Annotated in this window: 26 protein-coding genes and 1 tRNA gene; 17 read left to right on the forward strand and 10 right to left on the reverse strand. The window is 71.5% G+C overall.

Features of this window, described 5'->3' with window-relative positions:
- Nucleotides 1-38: 38 nt before the first annotated feature.
- Nucleotides 39-188 carry a GPGG-motif small membrane protein gene (locus ACNF49_RS12965; protein ID WP_165959640.1) on the reverse strand — a complete coding sequence of 50 codons (150 nt, stop codon included), beginning with the start codon at nt 186-188 and terminating at the stop codon, nt 39-41.
- A gap of 71 nt (nt 189-259) precedes the next feature.
- On the opposite strand from ACNF49_RS12965, the gene ACNF49_RS12970 reads away from it, so the two are divergent.
- Nucleotides 260-1,213 (forward strand): TIGR03557 family F420-dependent LLM class oxidoreductase, encoded by a 954-nt coding sequence (locus tag ACNF49_RS12970; protein ID WP_357978665.1) that lies wholly within the window; start codon nt 260-262, stop codon nt 1,211-1,213.
- Between the two features lie 38 nt (nt 1,214-1,251).
- Here the strand turns inward: ACNF49_RS12970 and ACNF49_RS12975 are convergent, their stop codons facing one another.
- The gene (locus ACNF49_RS12975) at nt 1,252-1,737 is read right to left on the reverse strand and encodes a DUF1360 domain-containing protein (RefSeq protein WP_357978663.1); all 486 of its coding nucleotides are present in this window, start codon (nt 1,735-1,737) and stop codon (nt 1,252-1,254) included.
- A gap of 149 nt (nt 1,738-1,886) precedes the next feature.
- Here ACNF49_RS12975 and ACNF49_RS12980 point away from each other — a divergent pair, with 149 nt between their 5' ends.
- Nucleotides 1,887-2,438, forward strand: a complete 552-nt coding sequence (locus ACNF49_RS12980; RefSeq protein ID WP_357978661.1) for a nucleotidyltransferase — start codon at nt 1,887-1,889, stop codon at nt 2,436-2,438.
- Nucleotides 2,439-2,540: 102 nt separating this feature from the next.
- On the opposite strand, the gene ACNF49_RS12985 is transcribed toward ACNF49_RS12980, so the two are convergent.
- Entirely contained in the window at nt 2,541-2,828 is a 288-nt protein-coding gene (locus ACNF49_RS12985) for a PRC-barrel domain containing protein (protein ID WP_352352063.1), read from the reverse strand.
- Nucleotides 2,829-3,018: 190 nt separating this feature from the next.
- Here ACNF49_RS12985 and ACNF49_RS12990 point away from each other — a divergent pair, with 190 nt between their 5' ends.
- The 5 genes from ACNF49_RS12990 to ACNF49_RS13010 all read left to right on the forward strand — a co-directional run bounded on the left by ACNF49_RS12990 (nt 3,019) and on the right by ACNF49_RS13010 (nt 8,773).
- Nucleotides 3,019-3,834: an SAM-dependent methyltransferase gene (locus ACNF49_RS12990; RefSeq protein WP_482943787.1), complete on the forward strand. Its 816-nt coding sequence runs from the start codon at nt 3,019-3,021 to the stop codon at nt 3,832-3,834.
- Between the two features lie 190 nt (nt 3,835-4,024).
- Nucleotides 4,025-4,930 carry a DMT family transporter gene (locus ACNF49_RS12995; RefSeq protein WP_482943788.1) on the forward strand — a complete coding sequence of 302 codons (906 nt, stop codon included), beginning with the start codon at nt 4,025-4,027 and terminating at the stop codon, nt 4,928-4,930.
- 167 nt (nt 4,931-5,097) lie between these two features.
- The gene (secA2, locus tag ACNF49_RS13000) at nt 5,098-7,248 is read left to right on the forward strand and encodes an accessory Sec system translocase SecA2 (RefSeq protein ID WP_482943789.1); all 2,151 of its coding nucleotides are present in this window, start codon (nt 5,098-5,100) and stop codon (nt 7,246-7,248) included.
- Between the two features lie 53 nt (nt 7,249-7,301).
- On the forward strand, nt 7,302-7,676 hold the full coding sequence (locus ACNF49_RS13005) for a VOC family protein (protein WP_357978654.1): 375 nt from the start codon (nt 7,302-7,304) through the stop codon (nt 7,674-7,676).
- A 164-nt stretch (nt 7,677-7,840) separates the two neighbouring features.
- Complete coding sequence (locus tag ACNF49_RS13010; RefSeq protein WP_357978652.1) at nt 7,841-8,773, forward strand: DMT family transporter; 933 nt, start codon at nt 7,841-7,843, stop codon at nt 8,771-8,773.
- On the opposite strand, the gene ACNF49_RS13015 is transcribed toward ACNF49_RS13010, so the two are convergent.
- Complete coding sequence (locus tag ACNF49_RS13015; RefSeq protein ID WP_482943790.1) at nt 8,742-9,902, reverse strand: FAD-dependent monooxygenase; 1,161 nt, start codon at nt 9,900-9,902, stop codon at nt 8,742-8,744. The genes ACNF49_RS13010 and ACNF49_RS13015 overlap by 32 nt on opposite strands.
- 82 nt (nt 9,903-9,984) lie before the next feature.
- Between ACNF49_RS13015 and ACNF49_RS13020 the strand changes: the two genes are divergently transcribed.
- Nucleotides 9,985-10,557 (forward strand): TetR/AcrR family transcriptional regulator, encoded by a 573-nt coding sequence (locus ACNF49_RS13020; RefSeq protein ID WP_482943791.1) that lies wholly within the window; start codon nt 9,985-9,987, stop codon nt 10,555-10,557.
- Nucleotides 10,558-10,903: 346 nt separating this feature from the next.
- Here the strand turns inward: ACNF49_RS13020 and ACNF49_RS13025 are convergent, their stop codons facing one another.
- Both ACNF49_RS13025 and ACNF49_RS13030 read right to left on the reverse strand, forming a co-directional pair.
- The gene (locus ACNF49_RS13025; RefSeq protein ID WP_482943792.1) at nt 10,904-13,300 is read right to left on the reverse strand and encodes an nSTAND1 domain-containing NTPase; all 2,397 of its coding nucleotides are present in this window, start codon (nt 13,298-13,300) and stop codon (nt 10,904-10,906) included.
- 24 nt (nt 13,301-13,324) lie between these two features.
- Nucleotides 13,325-13,900 carry a GNAT family N-acetyltransferase gene (locus tag ACNF49_RS13030; protein ID WP_357978641.1) on the reverse strand — a complete coding sequence of 192 codons (576 nt, stop codon included), beginning with the start codon at nt 13,898-13,900 and terminating at the stop codon, nt 13,325-13,327.
- Between the two features lie 107 nt (nt 13,901-14,007).
- Here ACNF49_RS13030 and ACNF49_RS13035 point away from each other — a divergent pair, with 107 nt between their 5' ends.
- The 3 genes from ACNF49_RS13035 to ACNF49_RS13045 are packed head-to-tail and all read left to right on the forward strand — an operon-like array spanning nt 14,008 to nt 17,422.
- Nucleotides 14,008-15,210 (forward strand): acyl-CoA dehydrogenase family protein, encoded by a 1,203-nt coding sequence (locus ACNF49_RS13035; RefSeq protein ID WP_357978638.1) that lies wholly within the window; start codon nt 14,008-14,010, stop codon nt 15,208-15,210.
- A complete protein-coding gene (locus tag ACNF49_RS13040) occupies nt 15,207-16,370 on the forward strand; it encodes an acyl-CoA dehydrogenase family protein (protein WP_357978635.1) in 1,164 nt (387 codons plus the stop codon). The genes ACNF49_RS13035 and ACNF49_RS13040 overlap by 4 nt, the downstream gene beginning before the upstream one ends.
- A complete protein-coding gene (locus ACNF49_RS13045) occupies nt 16,367-17,422 on the forward strand; it encodes an acyl-CoA dehydrogenase family protein (RefSeq protein WP_357978632.1) in 1,056 nt (351 codons plus the stop codon). Before ACNF49_RS13040 ends, ACNF49_RS13045 begins: the two co-directional genes overlap by 4 nt.
- Here the strand turns inward: ACNF49_RS13045 and ACNF49_RS13050 are convergent.
- Entirely contained in the window at nt 17,381-17,995 is a 615-nt protein-coding gene (locus tag ACNF49_RS13050; RefSeq protein WP_482943793.1) for a TetR/AcrR family transcriptional regulator, read from the reverse strand. The genes ACNF49_RS13045 and ACNF49_RS13050 overlap by 42 nt on opposite strands.
- Nucleotides 17,996-18,144: 149 nt before the next feature.
- Between ACNF49_RS13050 and ACNF49_RS13055 the strand changes: the two genes are divergently transcribed.
- Entirely contained in the window at nt 18,145-18,909 is a 765-nt protein-coding gene (locus ACNF49_RS13055; RefSeq protein ID WP_357978626.1) for a nuclease-related domain-containing protein, read from the forward strand.
- Between the two features lie 6 nt (nt 18,910-18,915).
- Here ACNF49_RS13055 and ACNF49_RS13060 read toward each other — a convergent pair whose 3' ends face one another.
- From ACNF49_RS13060 to ACNF49_RS13070, 3 genes are read right to left on the reverse strand one after another with little or no spacing between them, the layout of a single operon-like run.
- On the reverse strand, nt 18,916-19,926 hold the full coding sequence (locus ACNF49_RS13060) for a vWA domain-containing protein (RefSeq protein ID WP_482945526.1): 1,011 nt from the start codon (nt 19,924-19,926) through the stop codon (nt 18,916-18,918).
- Nucleotides 19,830-20,294 carry a hypothetical protein gene (locus tag ACNF49_RS13065; RefSeq protein ID WP_482943794.1) on the reverse strand — a complete coding sequence of 155 codons (465 nt, stop codon included), beginning with the start codon at nt 20,292-20,294 and terminating at the stop codon, nt 19,830-19,832. The genes ACNF49_RS13060 and ACNF49_RS13065 overlap by 97 nt, the downstream gene beginning before the upstream one ends.
- Complete coding sequence (locus ACNF49_RS13070; RefSeq protein WP_357978620.1) at nt 20,287-21,126, reverse strand: AAA family ATPase; 840 nt, start codon at nt 21,124-21,126, stop codon at nt 20,287-20,289. The genes ACNF49_RS13065 and ACNF49_RS13070 overlap by 8 nt, the downstream gene beginning before the upstream one ends.
- A gap of 101 nt (nt 21,127-21,227) precedes the next feature.
- Between ACNF49_RS13070 and ACNF49_RS13075 the strand changes: the two genes are divergently transcribed.
- The 5 genes from ACNF49_RS13075 (at nt 21,228) to ACNF49_RS13095 (ending at nt 25,776) form a co-directional block, all read left to right on the forward strand.
- Nucleotides 21,228-21,301, forward strand: a tRNA-Lys gene (locus ACNF49_RS13075).
- Nucleotides 21,302-21,657: 356 nt separating this feature from the next.
- Nucleotides 21,658-22,797: an aminotransferase class V-fold PLP-dependent enzyme gene (locus tag ACNF49_RS13080; protein ID WP_482943795.1), complete on the forward strand. Its 1,140-nt coding sequence runs from the start codon at nt 21,658-21,660 to the stop codon at nt 22,795-22,797.
- The gene (locus ACNF49_RS13085; RefSeq protein ID WP_357978614.1) at nt 22,794-24,104 is read left to right on the forward strand and encodes an ABC transporter substrate-binding protein; all 1,311 of its coding nucleotides are present in this window, start codon (nt 22,794-22,796) and stop codon (nt 24,102-24,104) included. Before ACNF49_RS13080 ends, ACNF49_RS13085 begins: the two co-directional genes overlap by 4 nt.
- Nucleotides 24,101-24,970 carry a carbohydrate ABC transporter permease gene (locus ACNF49_RS13090; protein WP_352352043.1) on the forward strand — a complete coding sequence of 290 codons (870 nt, stop codon included), beginning with the start codon at nt 24,101-24,103 and terminating at the stop codon, nt 24,968-24,970. Before ACNF49_RS13085 ends, ACNF49_RS13090 begins: the two co-directional genes overlap by 4 nt.
- Entirely contained in the window at nt 24,967-25,776 is an 810-nt protein-coding gene (locus ACNF49_RS13095) for a carbohydrate ABC transporter permease (RefSeq protein ID WP_357978611.1), read from the forward strand. Before ACNF49_RS13090 ends, ACNF49_RS13095 begins: the two co-directional genes overlap by 4 nt.
- Nucleotides 25,777-25,778: the final 2 nt, after the last annotated feature.

Below are 25,778 nucleotides of genomic sequence, written 5' to 3' on the forward strand. Positions count from 1 at the left end.
GCGGGTTGTCACGGACGGAGTGCGGGGCGGCGTGCGCCCTACACATTGAAGATGCTGACCCCGCCCGGGCCCACGAGGAAGCCGAGGACGATGAGCACGATCCCCCAGAGGAGGTCGCGCCGGGCCAGAATCACGTAGATCCCGGAGATGACGAGGATTACGGCGATGATCCAAAGCAAAGTAGCCATGTGAGTGCAACTGCCCCCACGCGCGACTCCATAACATGTTTTCCTCCGCCGTAACGGGCAGGTGGTGATTCATGACGACATTCGGCTATTTCTTGTCGTGTGAGGAACACGGACCCAAAGAACTGGTACGTCAGGCAAAAGCCGCCGAACGCGCCGGTTTCGAGGCTCTGTGGATCTCCGACCACTTCCACCCCTGGCTGGACGAGCAGGGCCAGGCGCCCTTCGTCTGGTCCGTGATCGGCGCGCTGGCCGAGGCGACCTCCCTGCCCATCACCACAGCCGTCACCTGCCCCCTCATCCGTACCCACCCGGTCGTCGTCGCGCAGGCCGCCGCCACCACCGGGGCGCTCACCGGCGGCCGTTTCCGGCTGGGCGTGGGCACCGGCGAGGCGCTGAACGAGCACGTCGTCGAGTCGCGCTGGCCCCCGCTCAGCGAACGCCTGGAGATGCTCGAAGAGGCCGTCGGGCTGATGCGCGAGCTGTTCACCGGCAAGCTGGTGACCCACCGGGGCGCCCACTACCGCGTGGACACGGCCCGGCTCTACACGCTGCCCGACGAGCCGGTGCCCATCCTGATGTCGGGGTTCGGGGAGAAGTCGACGACGCTGGCCGGCCGGCTGGCCGACGGCTACATCTCCACCGCGCCGGACGCCGAGTCGGTCACGCGGTTCCGCGAGGCGGGCGGCGCGGGCAAACCGGCGCTCGGCGGGCTCAAGGTCTGCTACGCCGCCGACGAGGCCACCGCGCGCAAGACCGTCCACCGCCTGTGGCCCACGCAGGGGATCAAGGGGGAGGCGTCACAGATCCTGCCGCTGCCGCGCCACTTCGAGCAGCTCGCCGAGTCGGTCACCGAGGACGAGGCCGTGGGCGGCAGCCCGGTCGGCCCCGACCCCGAGGTCCACGCGCGGGCGCTCAAGGAGTACGTGGACGCGGGGTTCGACGAGGTGTACGTCAACCAGATCGGCACGGAGCAGGACGCGTTCTTCGACTTCTACGAGCGCGAGGTGCTCCCGAGGGTGCGCTGACCGGCCGACTTCATCAGCTCTGCGTACCCGAAAGTGCGCTAGTCGGCCGACTTCATCAGCTTGGCGTACCCGAGCTGCAGCCAGTCGGAGATGGCCACCGCGGTCATCGTGGCGCCGACGAGCCTGGTCACCCTGGGGGCGAAGACCAGGCCGACGGCGTACGCGGTGGCCGCCCACTGGGCCAGGCAGAACGGGCAGGCCAGCAGCTCGCCCATCGGCCCGCGCGGCTCCTCCTGGACCTCGGACGGGCCGCCCTGGCCCTCGTACCTGGTGAAGGGCGCCCGCAGGGGGCTCATGACCGGGTCCTTGGCCAGGCGCCGGGAGACCTTGTGCGTGCAGGCCGCCATGAGCGCGATGTCGAGGACGCCGACCCGTTCGGGCAGCTTCCTCTTGGTGAGCACGGCGGCCGCCGCCGCACCGGCCACGCCCGCCCCGTACGTGGCGAGGATGCCCAGGTAGCCGCCCAGCGGACGATCATGCCCGTTGCCGTAGGCCCGTTCCGTCTTCTCCAGCATCTCGGTCATAGGGTGTGGCGCTACCCTCAACCCCTGCCTCTACGCGCCGTCCCGGGCTGTCTCTTGGGCTGTTCGCAACGTCTACATGACGATCGTGAGGGTAGCCCGGAACCATGAGCAGCCATGGTCATGCGGTCACTGACGCCATCCTTGACACGTTGAAGCGCGCGAGCTCCGGGCTGAAGGACGCCGGGGTGAAGTTCGCGCTGGCCGGCGGCTGCGCGGCCTACGCCAGAGGCGCCGCCCCCTCCCTGCACGACGTGGACTTCGTCCTCACCGAGCACGACGTGCCCGCCGCCCTGGAGGCCCTGCGCGGGCTGGGCTTCGAGACCGCCAAACCGCCGGAGGACTGGCTGGTCAAGGCGTACGACGAGGGCCGGCTGGTCGATCTGATCTTCCGGGTCTCCGACCACGAGATCACCGAGGAGCTGCTGGACCGGGCCGAGCCGCTGAAGGCGTCGGCGGTGATCGTGCCCGTGCTGGAGGCCACCGACCTGGTCATCTCGTGGCTGCTGCCGCTGTCGGAGCACGCCTGCGACTACGGGTCCCTGCTGGCCCAGGTCCGGGCGCTGCGCGAGCAGGTGGACTGGCCGCGGGTGGTGGCGGTGACGGCGGACTCGCCGTACGCGACGACGTTCGTGACGCTGCTGGAGCGGCTGGGCGTGCTGAGCGAGCCGGTGGTGGCCAGCGGCGAGAGCCGGTGGCCCTGACCCGACGGCCCTGACCCGGTGGCCCTGATGGGGCGGCCCGGAACGGGCGGAGGGCCGCGCCCTGAACGGACGCGGCCCTCCCTCTAGGACAGACTGCGAGGGTCACCCGCCGTAGCGGCCGTAGTAGTCACCCAGCCGCGTGCGGTACTCGGGCTCCTTGTACCTGCCCTCGTCGAACTCGGGCGCGTCCTTGATCTCGGCCTTGGTGCGCGCGACGTGCACGTTGCGCTCCTGAGGGTCGATGCGCGTGACGACCTGCGCCGGCAGCATGACCTTCTTGCCGAAGATCCAGGGACCGGTGTCGACGATGATGTAGCTCTCGCCGACCTCGTACGTCGCCTCGTCGACGGACCCGATCTTCCCGTCGGTCGCCTGGACGTGGTACCCCACGAGATCCAGACTCTGACCACGGTCATAGACGTCAGGACGATAGTTCCAGAGCTCCATCGGGCTCTCTTCCTCTCTTCTTCCGTCTTTTCTCGGGCAAGACTCCCGCTACCCGGACAGACTCCGGTAAACCCCCAACAAAGCGTCGGTGGCGGCGGATACGATCCGCGTCACGGACTGGAAAGGGGGCCGGATGACCGTCGGCGAGGCGCAGGAGTGGGCCCCTCCGGGCGTCGACGTCACGCGTCCCAGCGTGGCCCGCGTGCACGACTGCCTGCTCGGCGGCGTGGAGAACTTCTCCGTCGACCGCTCGGTGGCGCGCCGGCTCAAGGACGCCGTGCCCGAGGTGGTCGACCTCGTCTGGTGCAACCGGGCCTTCATCGGCCGGATCGTCGACTTCCTCGTCCGCGAGGCGGGCATCAGGCAGATCATCGACCTCGGCGCCGGGCTGCCGACGATCGAGAACACGCACGAGGTCGCCCAGTTCGCCGACCCCCGTACCAGGGTCGTCTACGTGGACATCGACCCCATGGTCGAGCCGCACGCCCGCGCCATCATGAGCGGCAACCCCAACGCCACCGCGATCACCGCCGACGCCCGCGACGTCGACGCCGTGCTCGGCCACCCCGAGCTGGGCCGCCTGATCGACCTCGACCAGCCCACCGCCCTGCTGGCCATCGGCCTGCTGCACCTGTTCCCCGACGCCGACGACCCCCACGGCCTGGTCCGGCGGTACGTCGCCGAACTCGCCCCCGGCAGCCACCTGGCCGTCTCCAACATGTTCGCCTCCGGCAACCCCAAGGCCAAGGCCCTGGAGGCGCTGCTCCAGGCCACCATGGGCACCGGCCACTTCCGCGACCGCACGGCGATCGAGGCGTACTTCGACGGGCTCGTGCTGGTCGAGCCCGGGGTGGTGCACTTCCCCGAATGGCACCCCGACGAGCGGCTGCCCGGCCCGCTGGCCCCCTGGGAGGAGCTGCTGCTGGGAGGCGTGGCCCGCAAGCCGTGAAACCCGGCTGCTTTCGCGGCGGACGGCGGCTAGGGTGACGCCCATGCCGCGTCGTTTCCTCGTCTGCTCCCCGCCGCCGGCCCGCTAGCGGGCGGCGGCGTTCCAGGATTCTCCGGGTCTGACTGATCCGGGGGTGGTTGCTGCCCGCATACGGGCCCATTCCGACCACTCCACCCGGAGAACTCCTGTCATGACCCCTGTCTCCGCCCGCCGTGGCGCCGTCTACGTCTCCGTGGCCGCCACGGCCTGGGGCACCGGCGGCGCCGCCGGCGCGCTGCTGTTCGAGTCGGGCCATCTCGGCCCCGTCGGCGTCTCGCTCTGGCGCTACCTGCTCGGCGCCGCCTTCCTGCTCGCGCTCACCCGCCGCGCGGCGCGTCCGCGCCGGCTCACCTGGCACGTGCTGCCGATCGGGGTCGGCATGGCCGTCTACCAGACCGCGTACTTCGCGGCCATCGCCGGGTCCGGCGTCGCCGTCGCGACGGTCGTGACCATGGGCGCCACGCCGATCATCACCGCCCTCGGCGGGCGCCTGCTGCTGCGCGAGCCGCTCGGCCCGGTCGCCCGTGCCGCGCTGGCCGCCGCGCCGGTCGGGCTCGTCCTGCTCACCTGGGAGTCCGTCGTCCGGGCCGACTCTCCGTCCGGCATCGGGGCCGGCATCGGGGCCGGCATCGGGGCCGGTATCGGGTACGCCCTGCTCTCGGCCGCCGGGTACGCCGGCGTGACGCTCTTCTCCCGGTACCACCGGGAAGGCGACCCGCAGGGCACCGCGGTCGGCGGGTTCGCGGTCGGGGCGGCCTGCCTGGCGCCCTTCGCCCTGCCGGCGGGCGTGTTGCCCGAGCTCAGCGTGTCGTCGGTGGCGCTGCTGGTCTACCTGGGCGCGGTGCCCACCGCCCTGGCCTACGGCCTGTTCTTCCGCGCGCTCACCGCGTTGCCGGCCACCACGGTCTCGATCATCTCGCTGGGCGAGGCGGCCGGGGCGGCGCTGATCGGCGTCCTGCTGTTCGGCGAGCGGCTGACCCCGCTCGCCTGGGGCGGGTGCGCGCTCCTGCTCGCCGCGGTCGCCGTTCTCGCGCTGAAAGCGGAAACGGAGATGTGAGGTCCAGGGCCCGTGATGAGTTAAGGTCCGGTACGGCGACGCTTGCCGTATCGTCGCTCCGTTCTCTCATTTCGGCATAACGGAACGGCGCCGGCGAAACGTGCGTTGGAGGAACTGTGGCCTCGATAAAGGGAATATTCAGAAACCTCCTGGATCGTCCAGGCGGCGTGAACCTGAGCCCCTATCTGAAGATCGTCAAGGCGGCCGACGAGCGCGCCGGCCGTGTCGGGAAGCTCGAGGAGCTGCCGACGCCTGGCATGGACGATCTGGCCGAGTTCTGCGCCGTCGTGCGGGAGGCCGCCGACCGCACCCTTGGGCTCCGGCCGTACGACGTGCAGTTGCTGGGCACACTCGCCCTGCTCGACGGCAAGGTGGCCGAGATGGCGACCGGCGAGGGCAAGACCCTGTCGGGCGCCATGGCCGCCGCCGGCTACGCGTTGCAGGGCAAGCGCGTCCACGTGATGTCCGTCAACGACTACCTGGCCAGGCGCGACGCCGAGTGGATGGGCCCGCTCTACGAGGCGCTCGGCGTCAGCGTGGGCTGGATCGACCAGAACTCCACCCCGGAGGAGCGCCGCGCCGCCTACGCCAAGGACGTCACGTACGGGCCGGTCAGCGAGATCGGGTTCGACGTGCTGCGCGACCGGCTGCGCACCGACCCGGCCGAGATCATCGTGCCCGCGCCCGAGGTGGCGCTGATCGACGAGGCCGACTCCGTGCTGGTCGACGAGGCCAGGGTGCCGCTGGTGATGGCCGGCGCGGCCGACCCCGGCAGCGCGGTGCCGGAGATGGCGGCGCTGGTGCGCACGCTCGTCCGCGGCTACCACTACGAGATCGACGAGCAGGCGCGCAACGTCTACCTCACCCCCAAGGGCGCCGACAGCGTCGAGAACATCCTCGGCGTCGAGCTCTACGACGAGCACGAGCCCGGCACCCTCATCGAGCTCAACCTCGCCCTGCACGCCCACGCGCTGCTCGCCCGCGACGTCGACTACATCGTGCGCGACGGCAGGGTCCAGCTGATCAACCCCTCGCGCGGCCGGGTGGCGCTGCTGCAGCGCTGGCCCGACGGGCTCCAGGCGGCCGTGGAGGCCAAGGAGGCGCTGCCGCCGAGCGAGAAGGGCGAGATCCTCGACTCGATCACCGTCCAGGGGCTGATCCGCCGCTACCCGCAGATCTGCGGCATGACGGGCACCGCCGTCGCGGTCAACGAGCAGCTCGGCGAGTTCTACGGCCTCAAGGTCGCGGTCATCCCGTCCAACCGGCCGTGCGTGCGGCAGGACGAACCCGACCGCATCTACCCGACCGTGCCCGACAAGGACGCCGCGCTGGTCGAGGAGATCCAGGAGGTGCACGAGACGGGCCGGCCGATTCTCATCGGCACCCTCGACGTGGCCGAGTCGGAGAACCTCGCCAAGCTCCTGCAGCGCCGCGGCATGGAGCCGGTCGTACTCAACGCCAAGAACGACGCGGAAGAGGCCACGATCATCGCCAGGGCGGGCGAGCGCGGCGCGATCACCGTCTCCACCCAGATGGCCGGTCGCGGCACCGACATCCGGCTCGGCGAGGGCGTGGCCGAGCTCGGCGGCCTCTACGTGATCGGCTCCGGCCGCCACGCCAGCAGCCGCCTCGACGACCAGCTCCGCGGCCGGGCCGGCCGCCAGGGCGACCCGGGCGGCTCGGTCTTCTTCGTCAGCATGACCGACGACCTGATCACCCAGTTCGTCCCCGACGAGCGGCCGCCCGCCGCCGACCCCGACGGCCTGGTGCGCCACCGGCGCGGCGCGTACATCGTGGGCCACGCCCAGCGGGTGGCCGAGGGCGTCAACCTGGAGATCCACCGCAACACCTGGCGCTACACCCGCCTGCTCGAACACCAGCGTGAGCTGATCCTCGAATGGCGCGACAAGGTCCTCCACGGCGACGCCGCCGCCAAGGCGCTGGCCGAGGCCGACCCCGGGCGCTGGGCCGAGCTGCCCGAGGACACCAGGGACGAGACGGCCCGCCAGATCGTCCTGCACGCCATCGACACCTGCTGGACCGAGCACCTGGCCTTCCTCAACGACCTGCGCGAGGGCATCCACCTGCGCGCGCTGGGCCGGATGAGCCCGGTCGACGAGTTCCAGCGGGAGGCCGTGGCCGAGTACAAGGCGCTGCAGGCCGAGGTCGAACGCCGCTCGCTGGAGTCGTTCGAGGCGCCCGAGCCCGACCTCAAGCGCCCGTCGGCCACCTGGACGTACCTGGTGCAGGACAACCCGTTCGGCACGGAATGGGACCGGATCCTCAAGCGGGTGACCGCCGCCACGCGTCGCGGCTGACCCGCCGGGCGTACCTGACAGAAGATGACAGGTACGCCTGCCAGCATGGAGGCATGACGACGAAAGCCAAGCTCATTGCCTTCACCATCGACTGCGACGACCCCCGGAAGCTGGCGGCCTTCTACCACGAGGTGACCGGCTTCGAGATCCAGTATTCGGAGGAGGAGTACGCGGCGATCGGCGACGGCACCACGAGCATCTACTTCGGCCGGGTGCCCGGTTACAAGCCGGGCGTCTGGCCCAGCGCGGACAAGAAGTTCCATCTCGACTTCCGCGTGCCCGACCTGGACAAGGCGGTCGAGGAGTACACCGCGCTCGGGGCGGTCAAGCCGGAGTTCCAGCCGGGCGTCACCGACGAGGGGACGCGCTGGATCGTGCTGCAGGACCCGGAGGGCCACCTGTTCTGCGTGGTTCCCGAGCAATCGTAGGGGCCGCGACGCCCCCGCGGGGGCTCAAGGATCAGCCACAAGTTCGTGCAGGTGGCAGCCGCAATTGGGCGATTTATCAGCCTAAAGAATGATGGTAGTGCTCCGCTTGGCTCTTAAGCTGGAGCAATGCTCCTGCACGGACCCCTGCCCCTGCGTGGGCGCCGATGACCTGGATCGGGCTGCTCATCGCGCTGGCCGGAGCGCTGGGATACGCGCTCGGCGCCGCCCTCCAACAGTACGAGGCCGTGGCCGCGGGCGCCTCGCTCAAGCTGGTCCGGCGCCCCCGCTGGTGGATCGGCGGCGTCATCGGTTTCACCGGGGCGTGCCTGCACGCCGTGGCGCTCAGCTTCGCGCCGCTGGTGGCCGTGCAGCCGATCAGCGTGGCCACCCTGGTGTTCGCGGTGCCGCTGGCCGCCTTCATGTACGGGCGCAGGCCGTACCGGGCGGAGATCCTCGGCTCGATCGCCGTCGCCGTGGGCCTGCTCTGGCTCATGCTGCTGGTGCCGCAGCACAACGTCACGCCCCGGCTGAGCAACGGCGCCGCGCTCGCCTTCCTGGGCGTCATCGCGGCGATCGCGCTGGTCTCGCAGGTGCTCGCGCGGCGCTTCCACGGGCCCGCGCGGGCGCTGCTGCTCTCGGTGGGCGCCGGTGTGGTGACGGCGAGCGTCTCGACGTTCGTCCGGGTGGTCGGCGGCGGGCTGGAGGGTGACTGGGGACGGCTGATCCACTGGTTCACGCTGGCCGTGCCGGTGCTGCTGGTCTGCGCGGTGGTGCTGCTCCAGCGCTCGTACGCGGTCGGCTACTTCGGCATCGCCTACGCCGGCGTCCAGGTCATCGACCCGATCACCTCGGTGCTGGCGGGGGCGATCCTGCTCGGCGAGCCGCTGCCCACCAGCCCGTCCACGGCGATCCCCGCGCTGCTGGCCGGGGCGCTGACCATCGGCGGCACGATCACCCTCGGCCGCCTCACCCCCGACCACTCCAAGCCGGCCCCGGCCCCCGCTCCCGTGCCCCCGGTGCTCACCTCCGCGACGGTGGCCGCCGAGGCGGCGTCCGAGGGCGCGGTCACCGGTCAGCGGCCCGCGTCCGGTCAGTGACCGCCTCCACCGGCGGACGCCAGGACAACACGTCGTCCATCGAACGCAGCATCAGCTCCGGGCTGAGCCGGCCCGCCAGGGTCACCGCGAGGTCGCGCAGCCGTACCGCGAGCGGGTTGCGCAGCTTGGTGACCCGGCAGATCGTCATCGACTGCCGCACGACGCCCGACGTGCGCGCCAGCCGGGCGGCGGTGTAGGCGGCCAGGTCGCCGTCCGCCACGTGCGCGAGCACCACGGCGTCCTCCAGCGCCTGGCAGGCGCCCTGGCCCAGGTTCGGGGTCATCGGATGGGCCGCGTCGCCCACCAGCGCCGCCTTGCCCCGATGCAGGGCGGGCAGCGGCGTCTTCAGGTAGTGGACGTCGTTGCGGATGATCCGGGCGGGGTCGGCGGCCCGCAGCAGCGCCGGGATCGGCTCGTGCCAGCCACCGAACCTGCGCAGCAGCTCCTCCCGCTCGTCCCCGTGGGTGGCGCCGGCGGGTGACAGGTCGGTGGCGTACAGGTAGACCAGGTCGTCGGTGAGCTGGTGGACGCCGAACACCAGCCCCCTGCCCCAGCTCTCCGACCGGGGGATGTCCAGCCCGTTCCGCGGGACGAGCGCCCGCCACGCCGTCACCCCCGAGTACACCGGCCCCGGATGGCCGGGGAACAGCGCCCGCCGGGTCGCCGAGCGGATGCCGTCGGCGCCCACGACGAGGTCGGCCTCGATCTCGCCCGCCTCCGTGCGCACGATCCCGCGCTCGGCGTCCACGCCCGTCACGGTGGTGCCCAGCCGCAGGACGCCCGGTTCCAGGGCGTCGGCGAGCACGTCCATGAGGGTCGCCCGCAGCATGACGACCACCGAGTCCCCGTACCGGGCGTCGGCGTGGTCGGTGGTGGTGCGCGTCAGCCAGCGGCCGTCCGCCCGCCGCACGCCGAGCGGCCCCTCCACCGTGGACAGCTCGCGCACCCGGTCGCCCAGCCCCAGCGTGTCGAGCGCCTTGAGGGCGTTGGCGGCGACCGCGAGCCCCGAGCCGACGGGCTCGACGGCGGCCGCCCGCTCCAGGACGCTCACCTCCCACCCCTTGCGGCGCAGGGCCACGCCGCAGGCCAGCCCTCCGATTCCGCCACCGATCACCACAGCCTTGGGCATGACGCCTCCTTGGTTACTACGTCTGTAGTGTCAGCGTACTACGCCTGTAGTTCACTCGCACTACCCCTGTAGTATTCGGTCCGTGAAACGAGCGGACGCCGTCGCCGACACGGCCATCACCCTGCTGGCCGAGCGGGGCATGCGCGGCCTCACCCACCGCGCCGTGGACGAGGCGGCCGGGCTGCCGCCCGGGTCGACGTCCAACCTGGCCCGCACCCGGGCCGCCCTGCTGGAGCTGACCCTGTCCCGGCTCACCGAGCTGGAGATGAAGGCCATGGCGATCGCCTACGAGCCGGTGCCGCTCACCCTCGACGACCTGCCCGCCCGGCTGGCCGAGGCGGTGCGCGTGCAGCTCGACGACCGCAGGCGCACCCTGGCCCGCTACGAGCTGGCCTTGGAGGCCACCAGGCGCCCCGAGCTGCGCGAGATCTACAACCGGGCGGGCCGCCACTTCCGCGACCCGGCGCCCGCCATGCTGGCCGCCCTGGGGTCGAAGGATCCGGTGCGCCACGCCCGCCAGCTCGTGGCCTTCGGGGAGGGGCTGATGTTCGACGCGATCGCGGGCGCGGGCTCCGTGCCCACCGTGGCGGAGCTCACCCTCGCGCTGCGCGACCTGCTGGCCGGCATGCTGCGTGACGAGGGCGCCGGCGGATAGGACCGCCGGCGCCCGTGTCGGCCATGCGTGGCCCTCGGCGGCCTACTCCTCTCCGCCCGCGTCCGCGCCGTCCCTCGCGTGCTTGCCGCGAGGCTCCCGGTGGCCGTCGGCCGCGCCGGATTCGGCCTCCGGCGACTCGTCCTTGGGGGTGCCGCATGCCTGCCCATACGGGGGGAACTCTCCTTCTCTTCGACCAACAGCTCACGGTGACCGTACGACTACGGTTACGTGCCCGGCAAGGGGGTTGGTTCAAGATCCACGCCACGAATTCGAGAAAAATTCGCGTAACGCCGTGGTCGGCCGGGATCGGCCGGGGTCGCACGTGATCAGCCGTGGTCGGCCGGGATCAGCCGGTACAGGTTGCTCGGTAGGGCACCTCGGGCAGGTGCCGGGCCCAGTCCGCCGCCGACAGGCCCCCGTAGCGGGCGCACACCGCCGACGCCGGATCACCGGCCGCCGGCGACCGGGCCAGGTCCAGCGTGAGCACCGTCCCGCCGGCGGCCAGCACGCGGGCCGTGCGCCCGTCGCCCGCCAGCACCGCGCGCGCCGGCCGGTCCGCGCCGCCCACCGGCACCTGGCGTTCGGCCAGCAACGCGCGGTCGGGGACGCGCCACACCCGCACCCGGTCGTTGTCCGTCCCGGCCAGCAGCCGCCCGTCCGGGCTGAAGCGCAGGTGGCCGGGGGAGGGCCGCAGCCGGGTGCCGAGCACGGGCACGCCGTCCAGGTCGTAGATCTGGATGCCGGTCTCCTCGGCGATGGCCACCCGCTCGCCGTCCGGCGCGAACGTCGTGTACTCCCACGGCATCCGGTCCAGCCACGGCGCGGGCGTGACGTGGTCGCCGCGCCTGATCGCCGAACGCCGGCCCTCGAACGTCAGCGCCACCCGGTCACCGGGACCGGCCACCGCGTACTCGCCGACGAAGGCCGCCCGGCGGGCCCGCAGGTCCCAGGCCCACCGTTCGCCCGACTGCCGGGCCGCCGCGAACAGCAGCCCGCCCCCTGGGCTGAACCACGCCGACTGCTCGCCCGGCGCCCCCAGCCCCCTCCCGAACGGCGGCCCGACGCCCTGCCCCGACGCGGTGTCCCACAGGTACGACCGGTCCACGCCCACGAAGGCCAGCGTGCGCCCGTCGGGGGACCAGGCCATCGCCCGCACGCTCTGCTCGGGGCCGGCCGTCTCGGCGAGCCGCCGGTGCCCTGGGACGTCGTAGACGCGTACCGTGTCGTCGCTCAGCGCGGCCAGCCGGGAGCCGTCGTCGCTGATCGCGTACAGCGAGCGCGGCCCGGCGTGCGGGTCGGTGAAGACGTCCACGGCCGGGTCGGCGGCCGCCGCCTTCAGCGCCCGCCGCGCCTGCGGCACCTGGGCCAGCCGCCAGGCCGCCAGGCTCAGCCGGCGCGCGGTCACCGGGTCGGCCACCCGCAGCGCCTCGGCCCGCGACGCGGCGACCTTGGCCATCGCCTGCTCCAGCCGCCCGTCGGCGGCCCCGCGCTGCCACACCGCGAGCAGCGCCGCCAGCAGCGCGACCGACAACAGGCCGGACAGCAGCCCCGCCATGAGCCTCCGGCGTCTGCGCGCGCCGCCGCGGGCCCGCGCGCGGCCCTCGTCCAGGAAGGTCTGCTCGCCGGGGCTCAGGGTGACCCGCCGCCGCCCGCCGGCCGCCCACGCCATCGCCCGGTCGAGGGGTTCGCCCTGGTAGAGGTCGGACTCGCGGCGCCCGCCCGCCTCCCAGGCCCGCGCCGCCCTGGCCAGCTCCCGGTGCACGGCCAGGCCGTCCCGCTCGCCGTCCAGCCACTCGTGCAGGCGCGGCCAGGCCCGCAGCAGCGCGGTGTACGTGATCGTGAGGGATCCCCGGTCGCTGATCGTCAGGATCCCGGCCTTCCCGTACGCCTCCAGCACCCGGTCGATCGCGGCCACCTCGTCGGGGGCGCGTCCGGCGACCAGGTCGTCGCGGAGGGCGGGGGCCACGGTGTCGCCGCCGGACTCGTCGAGCCCGACCAGGCGCAGGAAGACCTCGGGCACCAGATCCTGGTCCGCCCGGCAGAGCTGGAGGTAGAGGGCCTCGGCGCGGACGCCGAGCGGCGGGTCGTCGACCGGCTCGGGTGGCAGGAGGCGGCCGAGCTGGGACTGCGGGGCGTCGAGCAGGGACATGAGCAGGTGGCGGGCGTCGGGGCGCCGCTCGGGGTCGTCGTGGAGCGCGGCGGCGACCAGGCCGCGTAACAGCCGGTCGAGGCGCTCCCCGTTGCCTAATCGCTCGGTGAGCCCGTACGCGGCGAACAGCAGGACGCGCCCCCACGCCTGGACGTCGCCCGCCGGGTCGGCCTCGGCGTCGGCCAGCCCCAGCCCCACCAGGCGCGGCCCGTCGACGCCTAAGATGATCTTGTCGGGCGTGAGCGACCCGTGCACCGCCCCCGCCTCGTGCACCGCGGCCAGTGCGGTGGCCGTTGCGGCGGCCAGGCGGTAGAGGTCGTCACCGGCGAAGGGGCCGTGCCGCTCGACGACCTGGCGCAGCGTCGGCCCCTCGATGTACTCGCTGACCAGATAGGGCGGATCGCCCTGCGGGCACGCCTCGACCAGTCGCGCCGCGTGCACCGAGCGCACCTCCGGGACCGTCGCGTACGCGCCCGGTCCGGGCAGGTGGAGGGCATGGCGACCGCCCGACTCGTCGTAGGCCTCGCGGACGGTGGTCCGCCCGCCGCCGTCGAGCCGGGCGCCGAGCCAGTAGCCTCCCAGCCGATCAGTCATGCGGGATTAGATGCCGCCTTCCGTTCAGCGGTTCAGTCGAGCCCGGTGCTCCGGCCATTCCTCTTCGAGGATGCCGAAATAGACCGTGTCGCGCCAGGTGCCGTCGGGCCTTCTGCGGTGGCGGCGCAGAGTTCCCTCGTGCACGCCGCCGATGCGCCGGATGGCGGCCTGGGAGCGCAGGTTCAGCACGTCGGTCTTGAGCAGGACCCGGTTGTGGCCGAGGCCGAAGGCGTGGTCGAGCAGCAGCAGCTTGCAGTTGGTGTTCACCGCGGTGCGCCAGTGGGCGCGGCCGTACCAGGTCCAGCCGATCTCGACGCTGTCGTCGAAGCCGGGCACGTCGATGTAGGTCGTCCAGCCGCCGGGCCGTCCGGTCTCCTTGGGGATCACCGCGAACGGCACGTGCTTGTCGTCGCCGATGAGCGCGCGGGCCGCCCTGGCCAGGTCCTCCTCGGTGCGCGGGGTGACGATCGGCAGCCAGCGCCAGAGCTCGTCGTCCCCGCCTCCGGCGGCGAACAGGTCCGGGACGTGTTCCAGGGTGAGCGGTTCGAGGCGCACGACGTCGTTCTCCAGCACCACGGGCGCGGGCAGCTTGGCGGTCATGCCGCCACGATAGGCGCCGGTCCCGTCGCAGGTTGACGGCCACCTGGCCCTTTTTGCGGGGAACCACCTGTCGACATCCATACCGGCCGGTCGGTAGGCTCAGCGGCATGGACTTCGCCTTCGACACCGTCACCGAGGACCTGCGCGAGCGCCTGCTCCGCTTCATGGACGAATGCGTCTATCCGGCCGAGCCCGCCTTCGAGGAGCAGGCCGCGGCCGCCGGCTGGAGCCCGCCACCGCTGCTCGACGACCTCAAGGACGAGGCGAGGAAGCGCGGCCTGTGGAACCTGTTCCTGCCCGGCGCGCACGGCGCCGGTCTGACGAACCTCCAGTACGCCCCGCTGGCCGAGATCATGGGCCGCAGCCCCAGCATCGCCCCCACCGCCACCAACTGCGCCGCCCCCGACACCGGCAACATGGAAGTGTTGTCGATGTTCGGCAGCCAGTGGCAGCGCGAGGAGTGGCTGCGCCCGCTGCTCGACGGCGAGATCCGGTCGGCCTTCGCGATGACCGAGCCCGACGTCGCCTCCTCCGACGCCACCAACATCGCCACCTCGATCGTCCGCGACGGCGGCGAGTACGTCATCAACGGCCGCAAATGGTTCATCTCCGGCGCGATGAACCCCAACTGCAAGATCTTCGTCGTCATGGGCAAGACGAACCCCGACGCGCCCAAGCACCGGCAGCAGAGCATGGTCCTGGTGCCGCGCGACACCCCGGGGCTGCACGTCAGGCGCGGCATGCACGTCTTCGGCTACACCGACGCCGACCACGGCGGCCACGCCGAGGTGGTCTTCGAGGACGTGCGCGTCCCGGCCGAGAACCTGATCGGCGAGGAGGGCGGCGGCTTCGCCATCGCGCAGGCCAGGCTCGGCCCCGGCCGCATCCACCACTGCATGCGCCTGATCGGCATGGCCGAGCGCGCGGTCGAGCTGATGTGCGAGCGGGCCCTGGCCAGGACGGCGTTCGGCAAGCCGGTCGCCCAGCAGGGCGTGGTCCAGGACTGGATCGCCGAGTCCCGCATCAGGATCGAGCAGCTGCGCCTGCTCGTGCTCAAGACCGCCTGGCTCATGGACACCGTGGGCAACCAGGGCGCCCACACCGAGATCCAGGCCATCAAGATCTCCACCCCGATCACCGTCGAATGGATCCTGGACAAGGCCATCCAGGTGCACGGCGCGGGCGGCGTCTCCCAGGACTTCCCGCTGGCCGCGCTCTGGGCGGGCGCCCGCTCCCTGCGCCTGGCCGACGGCCCCGACGAGGTGCACAAGCGGTCCCTGGCCTATCGCGAGCTGAAGAGGTTCATGTGAACGAAGCGCAGATCAAGGAGCGCGTACGCGCGTTCCTGGGCGAGCACGACCCCGAGGGGGACCGGACGGCGTTCCTGCGGGCCAGGTTCGACGCCGGGCTGGCCTGGGTCTGGTTCCCCGAAGGGCTCGGCGGCCTCGGCGCGGCCAGGGAGCTGCAGCAGGTGGTCGAGCACGAGCTGGCCGGCACGCCGCAGATCAACAGCGGTGTCCAGGGCATCGGCCTCGGCATGGCCGCGCCGACGATCCTGGCGTTCGGCACGCCGGAGCAGAAACGGCGCTTCCTGCGCCCGCTGTGGACCGGCGAGGAGATCTGGTGCCAGCTCTTCAGCGAGCCCGGCGCCGGCTCCGACCTGGCCACGCTCGCCACCCGCGCGGTCCGGGACGGCGACGAGTGGGTGGTCGACGGCCAGAAGGTCTGGACGTCGGGCGCCCACCACTCCCGCTGGGCCATCCTGGTCACCCGCACCGATCCGGACGTGCCCAAGCACCGCGGCATGACGTACTTCATCTGCGACATGCACGCCCCCGGCGTCGAGGTGCGGCCGCTGCGGCAGATCACCGGCGAGGCCGAGTTCAACGAGGTGTTCCTGACCGGCGTGCGGCTCTCCGACGACCTGCGGCTGGGCGAGGTCGGCGACGGCTGGCGGGTCGCGCAGACCACGCTGATGAACGAGCGCGTCGCGATCGGCGGCGCGCCCGTGCGGCGCGGCGGCGGCATGGTCGGCGCGGTGCTGGAAGCCTGGCGCGAGCACCCCGAGCTGCGCACCCACGACCTGCACCAGCGGCTGCTGGCGCTGTGGGTGGAGGCCGAGGTCACCCGCCTGTCCGGGGCCCGGCTGCGCGAGCAGCTCGCCGTCGGCCAGCCCGGCCCCGAGGGGTCGGGCATGAAGTTGTCGTTCGCCAAGCTCAACCAGGCGCTGTCCGGCTTCGACGTCGAGCTCCGCCGCGACCTGGGCTACGACGACTGGACGTTCCGCCGCTCGGAGGACGTCGACTTCTACGGCCGCGGCCCCGGCTACCGCTACCTGCGGGCCAAGGGCAACTCGATCGAGGGCGGCACGTCCGAGATCCTGCGCAACATCATCTCCGAACGGGTGCTCGGCCTGCCCTCCGAGCCCCGCGTCGACAAGGACGTGCCCTGGAAGGACCTGCCGCGATGACTCTGCTCTACTCCGAGGTCGAGGAGGAGCTGCGGGCGGCCGTGCGCGGCCTGCTCGCCGACCGCTGCCCGCCGGCCGCGGTGCTCGGGCGCGTCGAGTCGCAGCCCTACGACCTGGACCTGTGGAAGACGCTGGCGGGCGAGATCGGGGTCGCCGGGCTCCTCGTGCCCGAGGAGCTGGGCGGCGCGGGCGCGTCGGCCAGCGAGGTGGCCGTCGTGCTGGAGGAGCTGGGCCGGGCCGTGGCGCCGGTGCCGTTCCTGACCAGCGCGGTGCTGGCCACGAAGGCGCTGCTGCCCACCGCTGACGCCCTGCTCGGCGAGCTGGCCGAAGGGCGCAGGACGGCGGCGCTGGTCGTGTCGTTCGCGGCCTCGCCGTACCGGCCGGGGCGCGGGTCGTCGCTGCGGCTGGAGGGCGGGCGGCTGTCCGGCACCGTCACCGGGGTGGCCGGCGCGGACGTGGCCGATGTGCTCCTCGTCCCCTTCGAGGGCAGGCTGTACGAGGTCGAGGGCGCCACCGTGCAGGTCGTGCCCTCGCTCGACCTGACCAGGCCGGTCGCCACCGTCACCCTGTCCGGGGCGCAGGCCCGCGACGTGGGGGAGTGCGACCTGGCCGGCGTGCTGAGGTTCGGGGCCGGGCTGCTGGCCTCCGAGCAGTTCGGCGTGGCCGAGTGGTGCCTCGACACGACGCTCGCCTACGTCAAGGAGCGCCACCAGTTCGCCCGGCCGGTCGGCTCGTTCCAGGCGATCAAGCACCGGCTGGCCGACCTCTGGCTCGACGTGGTCAGGGCCAGGGCCGCCGCCCGCGGCGCGGCCGCCGATCCCGGGGACATCCCGGTCGCGGTGGCGCAGTCGTGGAACGCGGGGGTGGCGGTGCACGCCGCCGAGGAGGCGGTGCAGCTCCACGGTGGGATCGGGATGACCTGGGAGCATCCCGTTCATCTGTATCTCAAGCGCGCCAAGGCCACCGAGATCGCGCTCGGTACGCCCGGCGACCATCGGGAGGCGCTGGCCTCACTCGCCGGTGTCCCCGGCCCCGAGGGAGTTCAGCAGTAGGTCGGCGAAGTGCTTGCCCACCTGGGCGCCGGTCAGCGGCCCGTCCGCGTGGAACCAGGTGCCCAGGTGGTGCACCGAGCCGAAGAAGTAGTCGACGACCAGCTCGGCGGGCACCCGGTCGCTGAGGACGCCCGTGCGCTGCCCCTCGGCCACCAGGTCGCGGAAACGTTCGTGGTAGCGGCGGCGCTCGGCGCGCACGGTCTTCTGCTTCTCGGTGGCGAGCAGGTGCATCGACCTGAAGAAGATCTTGGAGTCGTCGAGGTTGGCGGTCGTCGTCTCCACGACGTCGGCCGCGGCCCGGTGCAGCCGCTCGCGGACCGTGCCGGGGCCGTCGGCGATGCGGGTCAGCCGGTCCATCTGCATGCGGAGCAGGCGGGCGTAGATCTCGTGCAGCAGATCGTCTTTTGAGTCAAAATAGTGGTACATGGCGCCCTTGGTGACGCCGGCCGCCTGGACGATCTCCTGGACCGAGGTCCCCTCGAATCCACGGGCCGCGAACAGCCTGGTCGCCTCGGCGAGCAACCGCTGCCGAACGGGTTCTTCCTTCACATCGTCCCCCTTGTCACCCGCCATAGCATACCGACTGGTCGGTTGACGGTCTTGCAGGTTTTATTTGCGTCACCTTAGGCTCACCTTGGTTCGTGCTTGGGTATGCCTTAGACCGGCGAGGGATCTTCGGAGTGGCAGATCCTGAGGGTTTCTACTCATTCGGGGAGTTTGCCGTGCCCGGTGGCTCTATCTATGTGCAGCAGGACGAGAAGTACACAGGCTCATCCCCGCAGTGGTGGTACGAGAAGTTCTGGCGCGAGGACGCGCCCAACCGCCGCCGCTCCCGGTACGTCAAGGCCGGCGTGGGCGCGGTGGGCGGCATCCTGCTCGCGTTGCGGTTCGGCTCGGAGTTCATGCTGTTCTGGGGGGCCGTCACCGCCGGTCTCGTGGCCGCCGTCGACTGGTACATCGACTGGCGCTCCTTCCGCGCGACGGCCGTCTGGCGCGGCGCCCGGCGCGGTGAGCTGATCACCGGCCGGCTGCTGCGCAGGCAGCTCGCCAGGCGCGGCTACCAGGTGCTCGACGGCCGCGCGATCCGCGACCAGGCCTCCATCGACCACCTCGTGATCGGCCCGACCGGCATCTGGGTCATCGACAACGAGTCCTGGAGCCCCGACACCGAGATCGGCTGCTACAACGGCAGGCTGTTCTTCAGCGAGAAGTACGGCACCAAGTGGGCCAAACCGCTGGTGGACACCGCCGAGGCCTTCGCCGAGCTGCTGACCCGCGAGACCGGGATCGAGGTCACGATCTCGCCCATGCTGGCCGTCCACTGCGGGTTGCTGCCGCGCGGTGGCGTCGTGGTCGGCGAGGGGCTCGCGCTGCTCAAGCCACGCCTGGTGGCCAGGCGCATCAAGGCGGTCGACGGCGTGGTGTTCACCGACGAGCAGGTCGAGCTGCTGGCCCGCACCGCGGCCAGGGAGCTGCAGAAGGTCTGACCGCCGTCAGGCCAGCGTCTCGATGAACGCGGTGAGCTGGGCGACGTTGCGGCACTCGTGCATCTCGACCACGGTGCCGTACTCGCTCGCGACCGAGTCGCCGGTGTCCCACTGCTGCCTGGGCTCGGGGTTGAGCCAGTAGGCGTGGCGGGCCCCCGACGTCAGGCGCCTGAGCACGTCGAGGGCCGGCGGCTGGTAGTTGGAGCGGGCGTCGCCGAGGATCAGCAGGGAGGTCCTGGGGCCGATGGCGTCGGAGTGGCGCTCGGCGAAGCCCTCCAGGGCGTGGCCGTAGTTCGTCCGTCCGAAGCGCGACATGTCGGCCTCGTCCGCGAGCCGCGTCATGGCCTCCACGACGTCCGCGCCGGGCACGAAGAAGCGGGTGATCTCGTCCACCCTGTCCACGAACCCGAACGCCCGCACCTTCGTGAACTGCTCCCGCAGCGCGTACGTCAGCAGCAGCGTGAAGTGGGCGAACGACGAGACCGAGTCGCTGGTGTCGCAGAGGATGACCAGCTCGGGCTTGTGCGGCCGGGGCGGTTTGAAGTGCGTGGTCAGCGGCACGCCGCCGCTCTGCAGCGAGGCCCGTACGGTGCGCCGGAAGTCCAGCCGCCCCCTGCGCCCCTTCCTGTGCTTGATCGTCAGCCGCGCGGCCAGCCGCCTGGCCAGCGGATGGACCTCCTTGCGCAGCCTGGCCAGGTCGGCCCTGGTGACGCGCAGGAAGTCGATCTGGTCGAGCGGCGGGCGCACGGCCGAGCGGGCGATGCGCTCGATCCCCGAGTCCTCGGCGATGCGCCGGCGCACGTCGATGGCCACGGCCTCCTCGAACCGCCGGACGTTGTCGTTGACGCGCTGCCGCACGGTCTTCTCGGCCAGCCCGCCGCGTTCCTGCCCGGCCAGCACGTTTCGCAGGATGCGGGCCATCAGCGTCTCGGGGGACAGGGCGCGCAGGACGCTGTAGGAGAACCAGTTCTGGCGGCCCGGCCCGGTGGTCTGCTGGCGGCCGAACCGCTCGACCATGGCCTGGGCGAACTCCCGCAGCTCGGCGTCCGTGCTGCCGGTGAGCAGCTCCGCCAGGCGCTCGCGCAGCTCGTCCACCGGGGCCGTGCGCGGATCGAGCCGGGCCTCGGCGGGGCGGGGGCGTACATGCCGGTCGTGGACGACGGGAACCACAGGTCGAACAGCACGTCGAAGCCGGGGCGGTAGGCGGGCTTCTTGACCAGCGTGGCCGCGTAGGCGGCGCGCAGCGACTCGCGCTCGCTCAGGTCGATCACCCGCAGCGCGCGGGCCGCGTCGAGCCCCTCGGCGAGCGACACCGGCAGGCCCGCCTCGCGCAACGCGTGCACGAAACCGACATGCCGGTCCACCAGCGATCCGCGCTCAGGCATCCGGCAGCCCCAGCTCCTTGATCGCCCGCGTCTGGTCGGAGGCGTGCTTGAGCACCACGCCCAGCGTCCCGGCCACTGTCGCCTCGTCCAGCTCCTCGCGGCCGAGGGCCAGCAGCGTGTTGGCCCAGTCGACGGTCTCGGCGACCGAGGGCGCCTTCTTCAGCTCCAGCGCCCGCATGGTGGCGACCGTCCTGGCCAGCTGCTCGGCCAGGTCGGCGCGGATGGTCGGCACCTGCGCGAGCACGATGTCGCGCTCCCGCTCCGGCGTCGGGTACTCGATGTGCAGGTAGAGGCAGCGCCGCTTGAGCGCCTCGGACAGCTCGCGGGTGGCGTTGGAGGTCAGCAGGACGAACGGCCTGCGGGTGGCGGCGATCGTGCCCAGCTCGGGGATGGTGACCTGGAAGTCCGACAGCAGCTCCAGCAGCAGCCCCTCGACCTCGACGTCGGCCTTGTCGGTCTCGTCGATGAGCAGCACGGTGGGGGCGGCTGACCTGATCGCCTTCAGCAGCGGGCGTTCGAGCAGGAACTCCTCGGTGAAGATGTCGTCGTCGGCGCTGGTGGCCTGGATGCGCAGCAGCTGCTTCTTGTAGTTCCACTCGTACAGCGCGCGGGCCTCGTCGAGCCCCTCGTAACACTGGAGGCGGACCAGCTCCGAGCCCGTCGCCTGGGCCACGGCCTTGGCGAGCTGCGTCTTGCCCACGCCGGCGGGCCCTTCGACCAGCAGCGGCTTGCCCAGCGCGGCGGCGAGGAACACCGAGGTGGAGATGGCGTCGTCGGAGAGGTAGTCCACGGCGGCGAGCCGCGCCGTCACGTCGGCGGGCGAGTCGAACATCGATGCTCCCTGTCTGCAGGCCGAACTTTATTCTAGCGGTAGGAGCTCGACCCAGGTCGATTCGACCAACATGCGGATCACCGGTATATTCCTCTCTGCAAGCGCCGCTAGCTCAGTTGGTTAGAGCAGCTGACTCTTAATCAGCGGGTCCGGGGTTCGAGTCCCTGGCGGCGCACCGCACGAAAACCCCAGCTCGGCGTGTCGAGCTGGGGTTTCTCGTTTTCACGAGGCTCTGGTCGGCTCCCACCGTTCGCCGGGTCGGACCTTGAGGCGTTCAGGGGAACGCCAGGCCGGACGCGGACGGGCCTTCGGGGTCGGGGCGCGCACATGCTGTCGCGCGGAGCGCCGGCCCACGCCACGGCAGCGGCACGGGCCGAAGGTGTGAGCCGCCCGCTTCCGGCCCGTTATGCAATCTTTGCTTGCGGCCACGAGGAAGCTGCGTAATATGAACGTTCATATCGATGTGCCCCGTTATCCCCGGTCAGCAGGACACTCCCCACCTCTTCATGCCTAGATGAGCCTCCAGAGGATATGAACGTTCAAATTTTCGCCGAGCCATCCGGCTATCTCGACTTCGCCCGGCTGGGGCCGCTCTCCCGCGCGGCCGCGGCGGTCCTGGCCGAGTCGGCCTGGCGCCGCATCGGCGACATGCCGCTGGCCTGGTTCGAGGAGCAGGCGGCGCGGACGCGCTCGGCGGCGGCGCGGCTGCTGCGGGCGGCCGAGCACGAAGTGGCGTTCGTCTCCTCCACCAGCCACGGGCTGTTCGCCGCCGCCGCCGCGCTGCCGGGAGAGGGCGTGGTGCTGCTGCCCCGGGGTGAGTTCCCCGCGAACGTCTACCCCTGGCTGCGGTTCGAGGGGCGCGGCGGGCTCCGGGTGCGGTGGATCGACGAAGTGCGTCTCACCCCGCAGGTGCTGGCCGAGCACCTGGACGGGTCGGTGCGGGCACTCGCGGTCAGCGCGGTCGACGCGCTCACCGGCTACCCGGCGCCGCTGGGAGCGCTGAAGGAGGTGCTCGGGCCGGGACGCGTGCTGGTCGTGGACGCGATCCAGGGGCTGGGCGTCGTGCCGCTGGAGGTGGAGGCCGCCGACGTGCTGGTCTGCGGCGGGCAGAAGTGGCTGCGCGCCGGATGGGGGGCGGCTCTCTTCCTGGCCCGCGACCGCGTCGCCGGGCTGCTGGCGCCAGGGCTCGGCGGGTGGTCGGGGGTCGAGGGCCCGCTGGCGGGGCCCGCGCCCCGGCCGCCGCTCGCGGGAGCGGCCGCGCACACGATGACCAATCCCGACTATCCCGGCGTCGCCGCCCTGGGCGTCGCGATCGAGCTGGTCCTGGAGGTCGGCGTCGCGGAGATCGGCCGCAGGACGGCCGATCGGCTGGGTGAGCTGCTCGACACGGCCCGCGCCGCCGGGGCACGGGTGCTGCTGGACGCGCCCGCCGGCGCCGGCGGACCAGTGCCACCCGGCGCCGGCCGTGGCGCCGCGGAGTGGAGCGGCATCGGGTCCTTCACGATGCCCGGCCGGGATCCGGCGGCCGTCCACGCCGCGCTGGCCGCCGCCGGGCTCACCACGACTCTGCGGGGCGAGTGGATCCGTCTCTCGCCACACGCCACCACCTCGGGCGAGGCCGTACAGCGTCTGGCCGCCGCCCTGCACCCCCCGAGAAAGGAATCGTCATGAACCGACCTCTCGTCATGGTCGTCTCCGCGACTCTCGCTCTGGCCGTCACGGCCTGCGGCAGCGGGGGCGGGAGCGACCAGAAGTCCACCGGTCCCGTGAAGATCACGGTCTGGAGCTGGAAGCCCGCCTCCGACGGACTGGCCTCGGTGGCCAAGGACTTCGAGCAGGCGAACCCCGGCATCAAGGTCGACGTCCAGGTGGTCGGGAACCCCGCGATCTGGGAGAAGATCACGGTGGGGATGGCCGCGGGAGGCAAGGGCCTGGGGGACGTCCTGCACATCGGCATCGACTACCTGCCCGGATACATGGAGAAGTTCCCCGGCGGGCTGGCGGACCTGAGCGAGCTGGGCGCCGACAAGTACAAGGACGCCTTCGCCAAGGGGCTGTGGCCGACGGTCACCGGCAAGGACGGCAAGGCGTACGCGATGCCATGGGAGGTCAACCCGGTCGGGTTCTTCTACCGTTCGGACCTGTTCGACAAGGCGGGCATCGACTCCGCGGCGATCAGGACCTGGGACGACGCGATCGAGGCGGGCAAGAAGCTCAAGGAGAAGACGGGCGCCTATCTGATCGGCCTGAACAAGCCGGCGGCCGGCAGCGTGGACATGGACCTCTTCCAGTCGCTGCTGCAGCAGCAGGGCGCCTTCTACTTCGACCGTCAGGGAGCGGTCACGCTCTCCTCGGCGCCCGCCGTGCAGGCGATGACCCTGATCAAGAAGATGAACGACGCCGGGATCGTCGCCGACACCTCCGGCGAGGGGACGCGGAAGAAGCTGATCAGCGAGAACAAGGTGGCGGTGCTGCCGTGGGCGGCCTGGGCGGTCGGCTACATCCCCGAGATGTGGCCGGAGCAGAAGGGGCTCTGGCGCGTCATGCAGCCGCCGGCCGTCGTGCCGGGCGGCAAGCGCACCGCGATCGTCAACTCCACGTACCTGTCGGTCTCCGGAACCAGCCCGCACAAGGCGGAGGCGTTCAAGTTCCTCGAGTACGCGCTGACCAGGCCCGAGGTCATCAACAAGGTGTTCAAGGACGGCGGGGTCTTCCCCGCTCTGAACGCCGCCTACGCCGACCCGCGGTTCACCGCCAAAACGGACTACTACGGCGGGCAGCCCGCGCTCAAGCCCTTCGTGGACGCGCTGGGCGAGGGCGCGGACGCCACCTACTACTCCGGCGACTACGCCCGCGCCCTGAAGATCGCCAGTGACGCGCAGACCCAGGTCCTGCTGAAGGGCGCCGACCCGGCCGCCGCGCTGAGCCAGGCGGCCCAGCAGTTGTCCCAGCAGTCCGGCAGGAAGCTCGCGGGATGACCGCCCGCCTGCTCACCAGGAGAAACGTTCCGTACTTCCTGGTGCTGCCCGCGCTGCTCGGCTTCGTCTGCTTCAAGGCCTATCCGATCCTGGCGGCGGCCTACATCAGCCTGACGACCGGCGCCGGTGCGGCGCGTTCCTTCGCCGGACTGGACAACTACGTCAGGCTGGTGAACGACCCGCTGTTCTGGACGTCGTTGTGGAACACCGCGCTGATCCTCGTCGTCCAGGTCCCGATCATGCTGATCCTCGCGCTGCTGCTGGCGCTGGGCCTCAACTCCAAGCTCGTACGGCTGCGCGCCCTGTGGCGGTTGGGCGTCTTCATGCCCTCGCTGACCGGCCTGGTCGCCTACGGCGTGATGTTCTCGGTGATCCTCAGCAAGGACTCCGGCCTGCTCAATTGGCTGCTCGGCCTCTTCGGCGTCAGCCCGATCGACTGGCTGGGCAGCCCCTTCTGGGCGCGAATAGCCATCGTCATCGCGCTGACCTGGCACTACTGCGGCTACAACGCGGTGATCTACCTGGCCGGACTGCAGAGCATCGCGAAGGAGCTCTACGAGGCGGCGATGGTCGACGGCGCGGGAGCGGTGCGCCGCTTCTGGTCGATCACCGTCCCGCAACTGCGGCCGATCCTGCTGCTGACGATCGTGCTGTCGGCGATCGGCACGCTGCAACTGTTCGACGAGCCGTTCGTGCTCACCGGCGGCGGCCCGGACAACTCCACCCTGACGATCTCCCTCTATCTGTACCAGAACGGCTTCCGCTACTTCGACTTCGGTTACGCCTCGGCGATCGCCTACGCGCTCACGCTGATCGTGGCCGGCTTCGGGCTGGTGCAGCTCAAGCTCACCGGAGGCAGGAAATGAAGGGCTGGCTGCTGACCTTCGCGCTCGCCGCGTGCTTCGCCCTGTGCGTCGGCCCGTTCTACTGGCTGACCATGGCGGCCACGCACGCCAACGCCGACATCTTCGGCGCCACGCCCACGTTCTCCCCGGGCGACCAGCTCGGAGCGAACACCGCGAAGCTGGAGGAGTCCATCGGCCTGCTCCACGTGCTGGGGAACACGCTGCTCGTGGCGGTCGTCCAGACGTCGATCGCGCTGGTCGTGGCGTTGCTGGCGGGCTACGCGTTCGCCAAGTTCGAGTTCCGTGGCAGGAACGCCTTCTTCGTCCTGCTGCTGTCGACGCTGGTGATCCCGGGCGGCGTCACCATCATCCCGATCTTCGAGATGATGAACGACCTCGGGCTGATCGACACCTTCCCGGCGCTCATCCTGCCGAACCTGACCGTTCCGTTCGGGATCTTCCTCATCCGGCAGTCGCTCCAGGCCGTACCCGACGAGTTGCTCGACGCGGCGCGCGTGGACGGCGCAGGGGAGCTACGGGTGCTGTGGCGGGTGGTGGTGCCGGTCATGCGGCCCGCGCTCGCGGCGTTGGCGGTCTTCCTGTTCCTCGGCGCGTGGAACGACTTCCTGTGGCCGCTGATCGCGCTGCGCACGCCCGAGATGTTCACCCTGCCGGTCGCGCTGGCCACCCTCCAGGGGCTGGCCAGGACCGACTTCGGCCAGGTCATGGTGGGCACCGCGATCTCCGCGCTGCCCATGATGATCCTCTTCCTTGTCCTTCAGAAACAGTTCATCTCCGGCCTGCTGGCCGGGGCCACGAAAGGTTGACC

This window comes from Actinomadura sp. ATCC 39365 (genome assembly GCF_054392275.1).